At 73.0% G+C, this 14,777-nt stretch carries 15 protein-coding genes; 6 read left to right on the top strand and 9 right to left on the bottom strand.

The features are described 5' to 3' along the window. Nucleotides 1–12 precede the first annotated feature (12 nt). Nucleotides 13–228 (top strand): dodecin, encoded by a 216-nt coding sequence (locus ACIBIW_RS23775; protein ID WP_399339005.1) that lies wholly within the window; start codon nucleotides 13–15, stop codon nucleotides 226–228. Nucleotides 229–273: 45 nt separating this feature from the next. On the opposite strand, the gene ACIBIW_RS23770 is transcribed toward ACIBIW_RS23775, so the two are convergent. Then, on the bottom strand, nucleotides 274–759 hold the full coding sequence (locus ACIBIW_RS23770; RefSeq protein WP_399339004.1) for a hypothetical protein: 486 nt from the start codon (nucleotides 757–759) through the stop codon (nucleotides 274–276). Between the two features lie 136 nt (nucleotides 760–895). On the opposite strand from ACIBIW_RS23770, the gene ACIBIW_RS23765 reads away from it, so the two are divergent. Continuing rightward, nucleotides 896–1,906, top strand: coding sequence for an MsnO8 family LLM class oxidoreductase (locus ACIBIW_RS23765; RefSeq protein ID WP_399339003.1), 1,011 nt, complete (start codon nucleotides 896–898; stop codon nucleotides 1,904–1,906). Here the strand turns inward: ACIBIW_RS23765 and ACIBIW_RS23760 are convergent. The 5 genes from ACIBIW_RS23760 to ACIBIW_RS23740 form a co-directional block, all read right to left on the bottom strand. After that, nucleotides 1,840–2,784, bottom strand: coding sequence for a lysophospholipid acyltransferase family protein (locus ACIBIW_RS23760; RefSeq protein WP_399339002.1), 945 nt, complete (start codon nucleotides 2,782–2,784; stop codon nucleotides 1,840–1,842). The genes ACIBIW_RS23765 and ACIBIW_RS23760 overlap by 67 nt on opposite strands. After that, entirely contained in the window at nucleotides 2,781–3,533 is a 753-nt protein-coding gene (locus tag ACIBIW_RS23755; protein ID WP_399339001.1) for a GNAT family N-acetyltransferase, read from the bottom strand. Before ACIBIW_RS23755 ends, ACIBIW_RS23760 begins: the two co-directional genes overlap by 4 nt. Nucleotides 3,534–3,760: 227 nt before the next feature. Further along, entirely contained in the window at nucleotides 3,761–4,510 is a 750-nt protein-coding gene (locus ACIBIW_RS23750; protein ID WP_399339000.1) for a succinate dehydrogenase/fumarate reductase iron-sulfur subunit, read from the bottom strand. Then, nucleotides 4,507–6,456: a fumarate reductase/succinate dehydrogenase flavoprotein subunit gene (locus ACIBIW_RS23745; RefSeq protein ID WP_399338999.1), complete on the bottom strand. Its 1,950-nt coding sequence runs from the start codon at nucleotides 6,454–6,456 to the stop codon at nucleotides 4,507–4,509. The genes ACIBIW_RS23750 and ACIBIW_RS23745 overlap by 4 nt, the downstream gene beginning before the upstream one ends. Before the next feature lies 1 nt (nucleotide 6,457). Further along, nucleotides 6,458–7,165 (bottom strand): succinate dehydrogenase, encoded by a 708-nt coding sequence (locus ACIBIW_RS23740; protein WP_399338998.1) that lies wholly within the window; start codon nucleotides 7,163–7,165, stop codon nucleotides 6,458–6,460. A gap of 92 nt (nucleotides 7,166–7,257) precedes the next feature. Between ACIBIW_RS23740 and ACIBIW_RS23735 the strand changes: the two genes are divergently transcribed. After that, nucleotides 7,258–8,139, top strand: a complete 882-nt coding sequence (locus ACIBIW_RS23735) for a LysR family transcriptional regulator (RefSeq protein ID WP_399338997.1) — start codon at nucleotides 7,258–7,260, stop codon at nucleotides 8,137–8,139. A 117-nt stretch (nucleotides 8,140–8,256) separates the two neighbouring features. Here ACIBIW_RS23735 and ACIBIW_RS23730 read toward each other — a convergent pair whose 3' ends face one another. Together ACIBIW_RS23730 and ACIBIW_RS23725 are read right to left on the bottom strand one after the other, a co-directional pair. After that, a complete protein-coding gene (locus ACIBIW_RS23730) occupies nucleotides 8,257–10,392 on the bottom strand; it encodes a putative bifunctional diguanylate cyclase/phosphodiesterase (protein WP_399338996.1) in 2,136 nt (711 codons plus the stop codon). Then, entirely contained in the window at nucleotides 10,389–11,201 is an 813-nt protein-coding gene (locus tag ACIBIW_RS23725) for an SAM-dependent methyltransferase (protein WP_399338995.1), read from the bottom strand. The genes ACIBIW_RS23730 and ACIBIW_RS23725 overlap by 4 nt, the downstream gene beginning before the upstream one ends. Nucleotides 11,202–12,305: 1,104 nt before the next feature. On the opposite strand from ACIBIW_RS23725, the gene ACIBIW_RS23720 reads away from it, so the two are divergent. The 3 genes from ACIBIW_RS23720 (at nucleotide 12,306) to ACIBIW_RS23710 (ending at nucleotide 13,922) form a co-directional block, all read left to right on the top strand. Next, nucleotides 12,306–12,434 (top strand): hypothetical protein, encoded by a 129-nt coding sequence (locus tag ACIBIW_RS23720; protein ID WP_399338994.1) that lies wholly within the window; start codon nucleotides 12,306–12,308, stop codon nucleotides 12,432–12,434. A 16-nt stretch (nucleotides 12,435–12,450) separates the two neighbouring features. Further along, the gene (locus ACIBIW_RS23715) at nucleotides 12,451–13,212 is read left to right on the top strand and encodes a DUF4239 domain-containing protein (protein ID WP_399338993.1); all 762 of its coding nucleotides are present in this window, start codon (nucleotides 12,451–12,453) and stop codon (nucleotides 13,210–13,212) included. A gap of 188 nt (nucleotides 13,213–13,400) precedes the next feature. After that, the gene (locus ACIBIW_RS23710; protein ID WP_399338992.1) at nucleotides 13,401–13,922 is read left to right on the top strand and encodes a hypothetical protein; all 522 of its coding nucleotides are present in this window, start codon (nucleotides 13,401–13,403) and stop codon (nucleotides 13,920–13,922) included. Between the two features lie 77 nt (nucleotides 13,923–13,999). On the opposite strand, the gene ACIBIW_RS23705 is transcribed toward ACIBIW_RS23710, so the two are convergent. Then, complete coding sequence (locus tag ACIBIW_RS23705; RefSeq protein ID WP_399338991.1) at nucleotides 14,000–14,506, bottom strand: hypothetical protein; 507 nt, start codon at nucleotides 14,504–14,506, stop codon at nucleotides 14,000–14,002. Nucleotides 14,507–14,777 lie beyond the last annotated feature (271 nt).

The following is a 14,777-nucleotide window of genomic DNA, read 5'->3' as shown; positions in this document are numbered from 1 at the left end:
GGGAGTGCGGCCATGTCGGATCACACCTACCGGGTCACCGAGATCGTGGGGACCTCGCACGAGGGCGTGGACCAGGCGGTGCGCAACGGCATCGAGCGGGCGTCGCGGACCATCAGGAACCTCGACTGGTTCGAGGTGACCGAGGTGCGCGGCCAGATCGAGGACGGCCGGGTGGAGCACTACCAGGTGGGTCTGAAGGTCGGCTTCCGGATCGAGGACGAGGACTGACGCACCCGGCCCCACGCACACACCCGGCCCCTGGGCGCCCGCGTGTCAGGTCCTGCCCTGGCGCTCCTGGGCGTCGCGCAGCGCGCCCGACGGGGCGGACCAGTCGGCGTGGACGACCGTGAACCCGGCGCGCCGCGCCGCCTCGCAGACCAGGGCGTCGTCGTCCACGAGGACGCCAACGGTGCGACGGCGGCCGATGCGGCGCAGCGCCTCCAGCTTGGTGGTGCGTGCCGGGCGGCGGTCGTCGTCGCGCCGCATCCACACGGTGCCCTCGGGCAGCCCCTGCCGGGCGAGCCAGGCGACGGTGTCGGCCCGGCACCGCTCGGGCCTGCCGGTGAGGTAGCCGATCTCGTGGTCGGCGGCGCGCTCGCGCAGCAGCGCCACCCCGCGCGGCAGCGCCGGGTCGGCGGGCGCGGCGTCGAAGAAGCCGCGCCAGTCGCGCGGGCGGCGCTCAAGGAAGCGCCGGCGGTGCGCGGTGTCCGCGAGGGTGCCGTCGAGGTCGAACAGGGCGAGCGGTCTCGATGCCGTCACCCGGCCAGCCTAAACGCTCCCCCACGAGGCCACGAGGCCACGAGGCCACGAGGCCACGAGGCCACGAGGGCCGGTGGGGCCCGCCCGGCGGCGCCGGGTGCGGGAATCCTGGCGGCGTACGGGCGTTGGAACGAGGGTGAGTTCTGTCGTGGCATCCACCAGGTTCTCGGTACTCGACCGCTCCCGGGTGCGGGAGGGGCACTCGGCGCCCGAGGCGCTGCGGGACACCGTGCGGCTGGCCCGGCGTGTGGAGGCGCTCGGCTACCACCGCTTCTGGGTCTCCGAGCACCATGGGGTGCCGGGTGTCGCGGGGTCGGCGCCGACGGTGCTCGCGGCGGCGGTGGCGGCGGCCACCCGGCGGATACGGGTGGGCACGGGCGGTGTGATGCTGCCGAACCACAGGCCCTATGTGGTGGCCGAGCAGTTCGGGGTCCTCGCCTCCCTCTTCCCCGGCCGTGTCGACATGGGCCTCGGCCGTTCCGTGGGGTTCACGGACGGGGTGCGCAGGGCGCTCGGGCACGGCAAGGACGACGCCGAGGGGTTCGCCGAGCAGCTTCGGGAGCTGCTCGGCTGGTTCCTCGGCGACTCCCCCGACGCCAGGGCCAGGCCCGCGGAGGGGCTGCGGGTGCCGCCGTTCGTGCTGGCCACCGGCGCCGGTGCGGGCACGGCGGCGCGGTTGGGGCTTCCGCTGGTGATCGCGGCGGTGCGGGGCAGGGAGCGTTTGGTGGAGGCGGTGGAGGGCTACCGCAAGGAGTTCAGGCCCTCGGTGTGGGCGGCCGAGCCGTATGTGGTGGTGGCGTCGACGGTGGCGGTGGCCGGGACGCCCGAGGAGGCGCACCGGCTGCTGCTGCCCGAGGCGTGGTCGGCGGCGTACTCCCGCACCCACGGCAGCTTCCCGCCGCTGCTGCCCGCCGAGGACGTCGAGGAGCTTGCGCGGCATGCCATGGGGGCCAGGGAGCGGGAGTTCTACGAGGCCGCGCTCACCGGGCATGTCGCGGGCACCGGGGAGCAGGTGGCCGACCAACTCGCGGAGCTGGTCGAGGCGACCGGGGCCCGGGAGGTCCTGGTCACCACGAGCACCTACGACCGTGCGGCGCTGGTCGACTCCCTGACCCGGCTGGCCCGGCTCGCGGGCCTCGGCAGGTAGCGGGGGCGTACGGCCACGGGGCGCGGCGCGGGATCGCGCGGTGCCGGTACGTGTCCTGTGCCCGGCGCGTGGTCGTCGCGGGCGGCGGTGGCGAGGGGGACGACGGCGGCCTGGGCGGCGCCCGCGAGGGTGCGGCGGCCGCCCTCGTGGTCGGTGAGCGGGGCGAGCACCCGCACCTCGGCCGTGACGCCCCGGGCGGCGGCGACCCGCCACAGGGAGGCGGCGAGGGTGTCGCCGCCGACGAACGCGGGCACGGTGCTCGGCTCCCCCGCGGCCAGTCGGTAGGTGATGCGCACCGGCTGCACCGGCACCCCGGCGTCCACCGCGGCCTGGAAGACCGCCCTGCGGAAGGTGCCCTGGCCCCGGCCGCACCAGGTGCTGCCCTCGGGGAACGCGGCGGCGGCGGAGCCGGCCCGCAGCGCCTCGGCGATCCCGGCGACGGTGCCGGGCAGGGCGCGCGGCCGGTCCCGGGTGATGAAGAGGGTGCCGCCGAGCGCGGCGATCCTGCCCGCCACCGGCCAGTCCCTGATCTCCCGCTTGGCGAGCATCCTGGCCGGGCGGACGGCGGCGAGCAGCGGGATGTCGAGCCAGGAGATGTGGTTGGCGACCAGCAGCAGGCCGCCGTCGCGGGGCGCCGTGCCGGTGAACCGGGCCCGTACCCCGGCGCAGCGCACCAGGGCGCGGCACCAGAGCCGTACCAGCCGGTCCCTGGGGGCGGCGGGGAGCCGGGCGACGGCGGGGACGAGGGCGACGCCCGCGCAGAACACGGCCGCGAGCACCGCGAGCCGCGCGGCGGCCCTGGCAGGTGCCACCGGGCCCGCGGCGGCGGGCACGCAGGCGTCGGGGGTGCAGGGCGCGGTGGGCTGCCAGAAGCTCATGACGCGGGGGCGAGTGCGAGGAAGTGGCGCAGATAGCGGGGGTTGACGCGGCTCATGGGCAGCAGCACGTAGAGGTCGGCCACCCCGAAGTCGGGGTCGAGCGCGGGCCTGCCGCAGATCTGGGCGCCGAGCCGGAGGTAGCCGCGCAGCAGCGCGGGCAGCTCGGTGCGCACGGGCCTGGGCACGCCCGCGTCGTCCCAGGGCAGCAGCGGGGTGACGCGGTACTCCTCGGGCGCGAGGTGGCGGGCGCGCACCCGGTCCCAGGTGCCCGCGGCGAGGGCGCCGCCGTCGGCGAGGGGTACGGAGCAGCAGCCGCCGAGCCACTGGTGGCCGCTGTCGGTCATGTAGCGGGCGATGCCCGCCCAGATGAGGCCGATGACGGCGCCGTCGCGGTGGTCGGGGTGGACGCAGGAGCGGCCGACCTCGACGAGGGAGTGCCGGATGTGCGCGAGGGCGCGCAGGTCGAACTCGCTCTCGGAGTAGAGCCGTCCTGCGACGGCGGCCCGGTCGGGCGGGAGCAGCCGGTAGGTGCCGACGACCTGGCCCGTGCCCTCGTCCCTGACCAGCAGGTGGTCGCAGTAGGCGTCGAAGGCGTCGGTGTCGAGCCCGGGCTCGGCGGTGGGGCGCAGGGTGGCGCCGAGTTCTTCGGCGAACACGTCGTGCCGCAGCCGCTGCGCGGCCCTGACGTCGTCCTCGTCACGGGCGAGGGTGACCCGGTACCGGGGCGGGGCGGCGATGGCGGAGGTCATGGGGTACTCCCGTCGCGGGGGGCTTGAGGGGGCGGCCGGAGGCCCGGTCCGCCCGGTTCAGTTGTTCCGCCGCCGACTGGCGTGCGGGTGTCGCGCGACAGGAGAGTGGGTGAGCGGCGCCTTAAGTAACGCCGCTCCTGGCACGGGCAGGCGGGCGGGCACGGCGCGGCCCCCGGCGCCGTCCTGTGCGGGGGCGCCGGGGGCCGGGTGGTGCCGGGTGGGTCAGGTCACCTCTTGGCGGCCTTGCGGGTGGCGCGCAGCCACTCGCGGTTCATGCCGGTGATGGACATCAGCGGGATGCCCTTCGGGCAGGCGGTGGCGCACTCCCCGGCGAGGGTGCAGCCGCCGAAGCCCTCCTCGTCCATCTGGGAGACCATGTCGAGCACCCTGGTCTCGCGCTCGGGCGCGCCCTGGGGCAGCACGTTGAGGTGGTTCACCTTGGCGGAGGTGAACAGCATCGCGGCGCCGTTGGGGCACGCGGCGACGCAGGCGCCGCAGCCGATGCACTCGGCGTGCTCGAAGGCGAAGTCCGCGTCGGCCTTGGGCACGGCGGTGGAGTGCGCCTCGGGGGCGGCACCGGTGGGCGCGGTGACGTAGCCGCCGGCCTGGATGATGCGGTCGAACGCGGTGCGGTCCACCACCAGGTCCTTGATGACCGGGAAGGCGGAGGCGCGCCAGGGCTCGATGTCGATGGTGTCGCCGTCCTCGAAGGCCCTCATGTGGAGCTGGCACGTGGTGGTGCGCTCGGGGCCGTGGGCGTCGCCGTTGATGACGAGGCTGCACGCGCCGCAGATGCCCTCGCGGCAGTCGTGGTCGAAGGCGACCGGGTCCTCCCCCTTGAGGGTGAGTTCCTCGTTGAGGGTGTCGAGCATTTCGAGGAACGACATGTCCTGCGAGATGCCGTCCACCTCGTAGGTGGACATGGCGCCTTCGGCGTCGGCGTTCTTCTGGCGCCAGACGCGCAGGGTGAGCTTCATGCATAGCTCCGCTGAGTGGGGTGGACGTACTCGAAGACCAGGTCTTCCTTGTGCAGGACGGGGGCCTCGCCGGTGCCGGTGTACTCCCAGGCGGCGGCGTAGGAGAACTCCTCGTCCTTACGGGCGGCCTCGCCGTCCGGGGTCTGGGACTCCTCGCGGAAGTGGCCGCCGCAGGACTCGCTGCGGTGCAGTGCGTCGAGGCACATCAGCTCGGCCAGCTCCAGGTAGTCGACGACGCGGTTGGCGCGCTCCAGCGACTGGTTGAACTCCTCGCCGGTGCCCGGCACCTTGATGCGGCGCCAGAACTCCTCGCGGATCTGCGGGATGCGGTCGAGTGCCTTGTACAGGCCCTCCTCGGTGCGGGCCATGCCGCAGAACTCCCACATCAGCTCGCCGATCTCCCGGTGGAAGGAGTCGGGGGTGCGGTCGCCGTCGACGGCGAGCAGCCGGGCGAGGCGGTCCTTGGTCTCCTCAAGGACGGCCTGCGCCTCGGGGTGCTCCGCGGTGACCTGCTCGGCGTGCGGGTTGCGCGCGAGGTAGTCGTTGATCGTCGCGGGCAGTACGAAGTAGCCGTCGGCGAGGCCCTGCATCAGGGCGCTGGCGCCGAGGCGGTTGGCCCCGTGGTCGGAGAAGTTGGCCTCGCCGATCGCGAACAGTCCTGGGACGCTGGTCTGGAGGTCGTAGTCGACCCAGAGGCCGCCCATCGTGTAGTGCACGGCGGGGTAGATCCGCATCGGGACCTCGTACGGGTTCTCCGCGGTGATCCGCTCGTACATGTCGAAGAGGTTGCCGTACTTCTCGGCGACCTTCTCGCGGCCCATGCGCTTGATGGCGTCGGCGAAGTCGAGGTAGACGCCCTGGCCGCCGGGGCCGACGCCGCGGCCCTCGTCGCAGGCGTTCTTCGCGGCGCGGGAGGCGATGTCGCGGGGGACCAGGTTGCCGAAGGAGGGGTAGATGCGCTCCAGGTAGTAGTCGCGCTCGTCCTCGGGGATCTCGTTCGGCGGGCGGGTGTCGCCCTTGGTCTTCGGCACCCAGATGCGGCCGTCGTTGCGCAGCGACTCGCTCATCAGGGTCAGCTTGGACTGGTGGTCGCCGGTGCGCGGGATGCAGGTGGGGTGGATCTGGGTGTAGCAGGGGTTCGCGAAGTAGGCGCCCTTGCGGTGGGCGCGCCAGATCGCGGTGGCGTTGGAGTTCATGGCGTTCGTCGACAGGTAGAAGACGTTGCCGTAGCCGCCGCTGGCGAGGACCACCGCGTCGGCGAAGTGGCTCTGCATCTCGCCGGTGACCAGGTCGCGGGCGACGATGCCGCGGGCGCGGCCGTCGACGACGATGAGGTCGAGCATCTCGGTGCGGGGGTGGATCTCCACGTTGCCCGCGGCGATCTGCCGGGAGAGCGCCTGGTAGGCGCCGAGCAGGAGCTGCTGTCCCGTCTGGCCGCGTGCGTAGAAGGTGCGGGAGACCTGGACGCCGCCGAAGGAGCGGGTGTCGAGGAGGCCGCCGTACTCGCGGGCGAAGGGGACGCCCTGGGCGACGCACTGGTCGATGATCTCGACGGAGATCTGGGCGAGCCGGTGGACGTTGGACTCGCGGGAGCGGAAGTCGCCGCCCTTGACCGTGTCGTAGAAGAGCCGGTAGATCGAGTCGCCGTCGTTGCGGTAGTTCTTGGCGGCGTTGATGCCGCCCTGCGCGGCGATGGAGTGGGCGCGGCGCGGGGAGTCCTGGTAGCAGAACTGGACGACGTGGTAGCCCTGTTCCGCGAGGGTGGCGCCCGCGGAGCCGCCCGCGAGCCCGGTGCCGACGACGATGACGGTGTGCTTGCGGCGGTTGGCGGGGTTGACGAGCTTCGCCTGGAAGCGGCGGGTGTCCCACCGCTCGCCCACCGGGCCCTCGGGGGCCTTGGCGTCGGCGACGGGCTCGCCGGTCGAGTACTGGGCGTAGGACGTCATGTCAGTCCACCAATCCGGTCATGACACCGACGGGTACGGCGATGAAGCCCACGGTCAGCAGGAGCGCGAGGATGTTGGCGAGCGACTTGAGGACGCGGTCGCGGGTGCGGCTGCCGACGCCGAGGGTCTGGGCCGCGCTCCAGAAGCCGTGCCGGATGTGCAGGCCGAGCGCGAGCATGGCGACGATGTAGATCGTGTTTCCGTACCAGGTGGAGAAGGTGTCCACGACGTTCTGGTACGGGTGTCCGGGCTGGAAGCCGCCGGGGTGGGCGTCGCCCGTGGTGAGGTCGAGGATGTGCCAGACGATGAAGAGGGCGAGGATGACGCCGCCCCACCGCATGGTGTTGGTGGCGAAGCTCGCCCTGGCCCTGGTGTGGACGTACTTGCTGGGGCGGGCCTTGAGGTCCCGCTTGCTGAGCTGGTACGCGGAGACGATGTGGGCGACCACGGCGACGACGAGGAGGGCGCGGATGATCCACAGCGTCCACTCGTAGTGCATGAAGGGCTCGCCGATGGTGCGCAGCCAGTGGGCGTACTCGTTGAAGGTGCCGGGCCCGAAGAAGATCTTCAGGTTGCCGTACATGTGTACGACCAGGTACAGCAGCATGAGGATGCCGCTGACGGCCATCACCGTCTTCTTGCCGACGGTGGAGTCCCACAGAGTGCGAGCAAAGGACGGCCGTCGGTCCGTCCGCGTTGCCAGAGCCATGTCATGAACGGTATGACCAGGGATCGCCATCAGTCCAAGAGATGGATCACCTCATTCCCATAGGCGTTGCCTATCGTGGGTACGCTGGGGCCGTGCAGTTCCAGCAGCTCCAGTACTTTGTGGCGGTCGCGGAGACCCGGCACTTCACCCGGGCCGCCGAGACCGTGCATGTGGCGCAGCCCTCGCTCTCCCAGCAGATCCGGGCGCTTGAGCGGGAGCTGGGCGCCGACCTGTTCCAGCGGGCCAGGGGGAACATCGCCCTCACGGACGCGGGAGAGGCGCTGCTGCCGCTGGCCAGGCGCATCCTCGCCGACGCGGACACCGCGCGCCAGGAGGTGCACGAGCTGGCGCAGCTCCGCAGCGGCCGGGTGCGGCTCGGCGCGACCCCGAGCCTGTGCACGGGGCTGCTGCCCGACGTGCTGCGCGAGTTCCACGACCGCTACCCGGGGATCAGGCTGCTGATCGAGGAGGGCGGCTCACACGACCTGGTACGCGAGCTGGCGCGCGGCGCGCTCGACCTGGCGCTCGTGGTGCTGCCGCTGCCGACGCCCTCCCCCGCGCTGACCACCGTGGAGCTGCTGCGCGAGGACCTGGTGGTGGTCTCCTCGCCCGAGGCCAGGGAGCCCGGCGGGGGCCGCCCCGTACGGATCGCGGATCTGGAGGGCGAGCGCCTCGTGATGTTCCGGCACGGCTACGATTTGCGGGAGCTAACGGTTGCGGCGTGCCGTGCCGAAGGGTTCGAGCCGGACCTCGCGGTGGAGGGCGGCGAGATGGACGCGGTGCTCGGGTTCGTACGGGCGGGGCTCGGGGTGGCGGTGGTGCCGCACATGGTCGCCGCGCGGTCGGGGCGGGGGCTGCGGGTGACTCCGCTGGCGCGGCCCGGCCTGTACCGGACGATCGCGCTGGCGCACCGCAGCGATGTCGCGCCGCCCCGGGCGGCGCGGGAGTTGCAGCGGATGCTGCTCGCGCGCTGAGCGGGGCCGCGGGGGGCCGCAGGCGTGACGGGGGCCGCCGGGCGGGGCTCCCGTGGTTGCTCGCCGTCGCGGTGGGATTCCTTCAGGGGGCCGCCTCCCCCCGCGGCGGCGGGGGTCTCAGGCCGTCACGTCCGCGTAGACAAGCTGGTGGAGGCGGTCCGGCGGGCCCGGGCGGGCGTAGTACCAGCCCTGGGCCGTGTCGCAGCCCATGTGGCGCAGTTGTTCCGCCTGGGCGGCGGTCTCCACGCCCTCCACGGTGACCGAGAGGTCGAGGCTGTGGGCGAGCGAGACGATGCCCTCGACGATCTTCAGGTCGACGGGGTCGGCCGGGTACTGCTGCATGCCCTGGGTGAAGGACCGGTCGAGCTTCAGGTCGCTCACCGGCAGCCGGCGCAGGTTGGCGAGGTTGGAGTAGCCGGTGCCGAAGTCGTCGAGGGCGATGTCGATGCCGTGCTCGGCCAGCCGCCGCAGCGGTTTCAGCAGGTCGTCGTCGGCGCCGATGAGCGCGGACTCGGTGACTTCGAGGCAGAGCGCGTCGGGGTCGAGCCCGGTGCGCTCCAGGATCTCCAGGGTGTCGGCGACGAGCCCCGGGTGGGTGAGCTGGCAGGGCGAGAGGTTCACGTTGACCCGCAGCGGGCCCACACCGCCCTCCCCGTCCTGCCACCGCTTGGCCTGCCGCACCGACTCCTCAAGCACCCAGCGGCCGAGCGGCACGATCAGGCCGGTGCGCTCGGCGAGCGGGATGAAGCGGTCGGGGCTGATCACCCCGTGCTGCGGGTGGGTCCAGCGCACCAGCGCCTCCGCGCCGCGCACGCTGCCGTCGGCGAGGTGCACGAGCGGCTGGTACTCGATGAAGAACTCGCCGCGTTCGAGGGCGGCGGGCAGCGCGTTCGTCAGGCCGTGCCGGGTGATGGTGCGCGCCTCGGTCTCGGGGTCGGCGGTCTCGCAGCGGTTGCCGCCCGCCGACTTGGCCCGGTACATGCTGATGTCGGCGCTGCGCAGCACCTCTGCGGGGGTGCGCTCGGCGGCGGGGCCCTCGACGATGCCGATGCTGCCGCGGACCGTCAACTGGCGGCCGTCGACGCTGATGGGGCCGTCGAGCGCGTGCATGATGCGGTCGGCGAGGTCGTCGACATCGGTGGTGCCGCGGGGTCCGGTGGTCAGCGCCACGAACTCGTCGCCGCCGAGCCTGGCGATCATCTCGCCGGGTGCGGTGGCGCACGCCTGGAGCCGGTCGGCGACCTCGACGAGCACCCGGTCGCCGACGGCGTGCCCGAGGCTGTCGTTGATGGTCTTGAAGCCGTCCAGGTCGAGGTAGCAGAGCCCGAAGCCGCTGCCGTCGCCCGCGCCGAGCACCTTCTCGAGGCGCTCGAAGAAGAGGGTCCTGTTGGGGAGCCCGGTGAGCGCGTCATGGGTGGCCTCGTAGCGCAGCCGCAGGTTGAGCAGCCGCCGCTCCGTGGTGTCCTCGACGATGACGAGCATGTACTGCGGCTCGCCGTCGGCGTCGCGCAGCAGCGAGGCGGTGAGGTTGGTCCACAGCACGGTGCCGTCGGGCCTGCCGAACGCCTTCTCCACCCGGAAGTGGTCGCGTACTCCGTGGACCAGCTCCTCGTAGAGCCGCCAGATCTGGGGGGCGTCGTCCGGGTGCGCCCAGGTCGAGACATTGCGGTCGCGAACCATTTGTTCGTTGCCGCCGAACATCCGCACCAGGGCGTCGTTGACGTCGAGGACCGTGCCGTCGAGGCCGGATATCCCGATGCCTATGGGGGCGTCCTCGAAGATCGCGCGGAAGCGCGCCTCGCTGGCGTGCAGCGCCTCGGCGACCGCGCTGCGCGCGTCGAGCGCGGCCCTGGCGATGGCCTCCTGCTCGGCGAGGGTGCGCTCGCGCAGCGCCGCGGCGTACCCGGCGGCCATCGCGTGCTGGATACGGGAGGAGCGGGAGCGCAGGTCCTCGCGTGGGCCGTCGCCCCCGCAGTAGAGGACGAGGTACGCGTCGACGACGTCGAGGGTCCTGCTCAGCGCCTCGGGGTTGGTGCAGTGCGCGTCGACGAGCGCGGCGCCCGCGGCCTGTCCGCCGGCCGCGTCGAAGGTGCGCGCGAGCAGCGCGTCCCTGAGGTTCCTGGCGAGCGGCAGCAGCAGCCGCTCGAACTCGGGGCGGTCGAGGGAGGTCGCGGTCACCGGGAACACCGCGCGTCCCCAGATGGTGGCGAACCTGCGCAGTCTGTCCTCCGGCCCGTCCGGCTCGGCCCTCACGCCGCGCGCCCCACGCCCGCGAGGCCCGAGAAGGCAAAGGGGTCCTCGTCCTCGGGAGGGGTGTCGGGCCGCCAGTTCGGCATCGGTACGAGTCCCGGGTCCACCATGTCGTATCCCTCGAAGAACCGCGCGATCTCGTCACGCGAACGCATCATCAACGGACTGCGGATGCTCTCATAGACATCCAACGCGCCGCCCGCCTGTTCGGGCGGTACCGGAATCCCTTCGTAGGAGGCGTGCGTGAGGATGAGCAGACTACCGGGCGCCATCGCTGCCCGGAGTTCGGCCATCGCCGCGTACGGGTCGTCACTTTCCTCCACGAAATGGAGAACGGCAACCGTCAACAGGGCGATGGGAAGGTTCAGTTCGATCAACGAGCGAACCTCCTCCGTGCCGAGCAGCGCCGCTGGGCTGCGCAGATCCCCCGCCACGAAGGCCGTGTCCCGGTCGTCGCCGATCACCGCGCGACCGTGTGCGACGGCAACGGGATCGTGGTCCACGTACACCACCCGCGCCTCGGGTGCGGTCTGCCGTGCCACCTCGTGGACGTTGCCGAACGCCGGGATACCGGAACCCACGTCGAGGAACCGGGTGACGCCCTCGGAGACCGCGTAGCGCACCGCGCGCCGCATGAAGGCCCGGTTCGCCTGCGTGATCTTCGGCAGCCCCGGCAGGAACCCCATGGCCCTGCGCGCGGCCTCCCTGTCGACCTCGAAATTGTGCGATCCGCCCAGGTAGTAGTCGTAGACGCGGCTGGGGCTCGGCACCGAGATGTCAATGCCCCGCGGGGCCCAGGCGGGTCGCTGCATCGAAGTCTCCCAGAGGTGGACGGTGCGGTGTTCGAGCCGAATCTACTGATCGCCCGGCAACGGGGCGAGCCCAAACGGAAATTGGCGATCCGTTATCGGTCACTGCCGTTGGCAATTGCCGGGCGGAACGACAGCGCACTTGACGGCACTTGATGGAAAATGCCGTGAAATGTTCGCAGCGGGAGGGGTATCCGACGTCGTGCCCACCGTTCGCGTCCGTAAAGCCCCTGGTGGAGATCGGTGGCCGGAAGACGACGCCCGGCGTCGGTGGCCGCGCACCCGTGACCGGGAACTGATCGTTTTTCGCCATACCTTCGCCGACGTTTTTTCGGCGCCGGACGGCACGGTCGGGCAGGGGTGTTCGACGCGGGGGTCCGACGCGACCCCGCCTCCGCGGTAACTCCCTTATCGCACTTGAAACCTGTCGGGCCATCACACCGCCCGATCGGGCCAATCCGGAGCCGCTACGGCGTGTGCGTTCCCGGCGGCGCCCATGCTCTCGCCGTGGAAACATCCCAACATCGGCGCCCCACCAGGGGCGTTCGACTCATATCGCTGCTCGCCCTCGGCTGGGCGCTCGGCGGCGCGATGCTGCTTCCCGCGGCGGCTCCGGTGGCGGCGGCCGCCGGGGACGGGTGCTCCGCCGCGCCGCAGCGGGCCGCCGCGCACACGGGCGGCGCGGGCGGCTGCGCGGAGGTCCCCCACGGGCCGCGCCCGCCCGGGGCGCCACGCCCGCCCCGGCTGCCGTGGCCGCTGCACCCGCCCCGTCCACCGCACCCGCCGCACCCGCCGCATCCACCCCACCACCACCATCCGCGTCCCCCGTGGCCGCACCACCCCCACCCGTGCCCGCCGCACCCTCCCAAGCCGCCGACTCCCCCGCCGCCCCCGACTCCCCCGCCGACTCCCCCGCCGACTCCGACACCGACCCCACCGCCGCCGAAGGCCCCGTCACCGCCGCCCGCGCCGAAGCCACCGGCCGCGCGCCCGGCTCCGGCGGCGCCCACCCCCGCGCCGCGGCCCGCCGCACCCCGGCCGGCGCCCACGCCGACCCCCGAGCCGACCCCGAAGCCCACCCCGCGCCCTGCGCCTCCGGCGAAGCGCGTGGGCTACCCGGAGTACCGGCCGCAGGCGAGGCAGCGCACGATCCGGCACGGCCCGTCCCTCGTCGCCCTCACCCTGCTGATCACCGCGCCCGCGGTGCTCGCCGTCGCCGTGCTGCGGCCCCGTTGACCGTCAGGAGGTTCCCATGTCGGAATGGCTCGTTCTCGTGCTGGCCATGGTCGTGGTGTGCGGGGTGGTGCTCACCGTCACCGTGCTCAAGCAGCGCAGGATCGGTGAGGACGACGACCCCACCGAGACACCCGACGTCATCGAGTACATGACGATGATGATCGGCGTGGTCTACGCGATCGTGCTCGGCCTCGCGATCGCCGGTGTCTGGGAGGAGCGCAGCGCCGCCCAGGACCATGTGCACGCCGAGGCGCAGGCGCTGCACGAGATCAGCGAGCGGGTGCGCAGCTACCCGCCCGCGGTGCGCGACCGCGTCAGGGCCGACGTCAACGCGTACGTTCACCAGGTCGTGGGCGCCGAGTGGGACACCATGGCGTCCGACGGCACCCTCACGAAGCGCGGCACCACGCTGCTGGCCAAGGTCAGGCACGACGTCACGGACTACGAGCCCGCGTCGGACTTCGAGGCCCAGGCGTACCAGCCGCTGCTCGACCAGGTGATGGCGGCGGACGACGCACGCTCGGCGCGCGCGGACGCGGCCGGGCCGACCATGCCGGGCACGGTGTGGTTCGGGCTGGTCGCGGGCGGCGTGGTCACGGTGGGGATGCTGTTCGTGCTCCAGATCAGAAGGACCGGGCGTGAGGTGCTGCTCGCGGGGCTGTTCTCCGCGCTCATCGCCTTCCTGCTCTTCCTCATCTGGGATCTGGACACGCCCTACGCGCGGGGGCTCTCCGCCTCCACGGAGCCGTTCATGCTGCTGTTCCCCGGGGCCCACTGAGCCCGGGCGGGCACCGCGCCACCGGTCCCGGCGGGGACGTACCCCGTCGGGACCAGCGGCATGACCCGTTCGCGCGACACCGATCGCGGTGTCCGGCGCGCCTCCCTAACGTTTCGGGCATCGAGGGGCATGGACGACGCTCCGCGGCAGCGGGCCGCGGCTGCCCCCCGGGAACGCGGAGGACTCCTATGCGCGTGATACGCGCCGCCGCCTCGGCCGTGCTGCTCGGCGCCACCGCGATCGGCTGTGTTCCGGCCGCCGCGGACGGCGGGGACCACCACGGCGGTTTCGAGGCGGCCGTCGAGCCGACGACGATCGCACCCGGCGGGCAGGTCAGGCTCACGGCGCGCGGCTGCGGCGGGCAGACGACGGTGGACTCCGCGGTCTTCGACGCGGTCACCATCCGCCCCGGCGGCGGGCAGGCCACCGCCAAGGTCTTCTGGGACGCCAAGCGGGGCGCCAAGTACCAGGTGACGTTCGCCTGCGCGGACGGGCCGGTACGCACGCTCGACCTGATGATCGCGGGCGGCCACGACGGCGGCGGCCCGGTGGCGCCGCCCGCGCACCACGGGGTGAACGCTGGCGTCGGCGGCGGCGCGGGAGGGTACGACGCGACCCGGCTCGCCACGGGGGCGCTGCTGGTCGCCGGGGTGCTGGGGATCGCGCTGCGGCGCACGAGGCGGCGGGGCGCGGACAGGCAGGCCGGCTGACGCCATGCACGCGGCGCATGGCTTCGCCCCGGAACTCACGTGGTTCCGGGGCGAGTCCGTGTGGTGCGCGGGGTGTGTCAGGCCGCGCGGGTCGTGCGGGTCGTGCGGCGGCGGATCAGGAAGACCCCGCCGCCGACGGCCGCGGCGGCCACGAGGCCCCCGCCGATCGCCATGTCGGTGGGCGTGGCGCCGGTCGAACTGCTGCCGCCGAGACCGCCCTGGACACCGCCGCGGATGACGGTGAACGCGGCGGGCTTGGTGAGGGTCCTGCCCTCGCCGCAGCGCGCGGTGATGTCGTAGGAGCCGGGGTTCGCGTTCCCGTTCACCCGCACCGTGGCCTGCGCCCTGCTGCCGCCCGGCATCGCCTTGAGCTTGGTGGTGGGGAAGGCTGGCGAGGACACCGTGCTGCCGGGCAGCGAGCAGGAGGTGCCGTCGACGGAGACGGTGAGCTGGCCGCCGCGCGCGATCACGCTCGGCGACGCGGTGATGTTCTTCGGGTCGGTCCAGGCCGCCGCGGTGGGGGCGGCGAGTCCGATGGCGGCGACCGAGACGGCCGAGACCACCAGGGCTCGTTTGGTTCGCATGGGTTCCTCCGCGAAGGCGCCCCGGGGAACCGTCCCCGGTCGATCGGCGAGAGCGCCTTCGAGAGGAACACTCAGTTGCGGTGCGCGGGGCCGCACTTCGGCGCTCGCCCGTCCTGGTGAGACGACACGCCGGGCGCCGTCCGACACGGTGGATATCACCGCAGGTCACACACCGTCAGAAATTTGTGGGACGCCGGGTCCCCGGATGGCTCACGGTGATCATGGCGCCGTCGGGGGCCGTCCCGCGGCGGTCTGTGCCGGGCCCGTACAG

Origin of the sequence: Streptomyces sp. NPDC050560 (assembly GCF_044457285.1) — a bacterium.
Taxonomy (GTDB): domain Bacteria; phylum Actinomycetota; class Actinomycetes; order Streptomycetales; family Streptomycetaceae; genus Streptomyces.
Note: the sequence above shows the minus strand (reverse complement) of the source record. Positions and strands in the feature narration are given on the sequence as shown.

Excerpts from the sequence above, each read along its gene's own strand:
- ACIBIW_RS23775 (WP_399339005.1), top strand. The coding sequence starts at position 13 with ATGTCGGATCACACCTACCGGGTCACCGAGATCGTGGGGACCTCGCAC.
- ACIBIW_RS23760 (WP_399339002.1), bottom strand. The coding sequence starts at position 2,784 with ATGAGCTTCTGGCAGCCCACCGCGCCCTGCACCCCCGACGCCTGCGTG.
- ACIBIW_RS23755 (WP_399339001.1), bottom strand. The coding sequence starts at position 3,533 with ATGACCTCCGCCATCGCCGCCCCGCCCCGGTACCGGGTCACCCTCGCC.
- ACIBIW_RS23750 (WP_399339000.1), bottom strand. The coding sequence starts at position 4,510 with ATGAAGCTCACCCTGCGCGTCTGGCGCCAGAAGAACGCCGACGCCGAA.
- ACIBIW_RS23745 (WP_399338999.1), bottom strand. The coding sequence starts at position 6,456 with ATGACGTCCTACGCCCAGTACTCGACCGGCGAGCCCGTCGCCGACGCC.
- ACIBIW_RS23740 (WP_399338998.1), bottom strand. The coding sequence starts at position 7,165 with ATGGCTCTGGCAACGCGGACGGACCGACGGCCGTCCTTTGCTCGCACT.
- ACIBIW_RS23725 (WP_399338995.1), bottom strand. The coding sequence starts at position 11,201 with ATGCAGCGACCCGCCTGGGCCCCGCGGGGCATTGACATCTCGGTGCCG.
- ACIBIW_RS23715 (WP_399338993.1), top strand. The coding sequence starts at position 12,451 with ATGTCGGAATGGCTCGTTCTCGTGCTGGCCATGGTCGTGGTGTGCGGG.
- ACIBIW_RS23710 (WP_399338992.1), top strand. The coding sequence starts at position 13,401 with ATGCGCGTGATACGCGCCGCCGCCTCGGCCGTGCTGCTCGGCGCCACC.
- ACIBIW_RS23705 (WP_399338991.1), bottom strand. The coding sequence starts at position 14,506 with ATGCGAACCAAACGAGCCCTGGTGGTCTCGGCCGTCTCGGTCGCCGCC.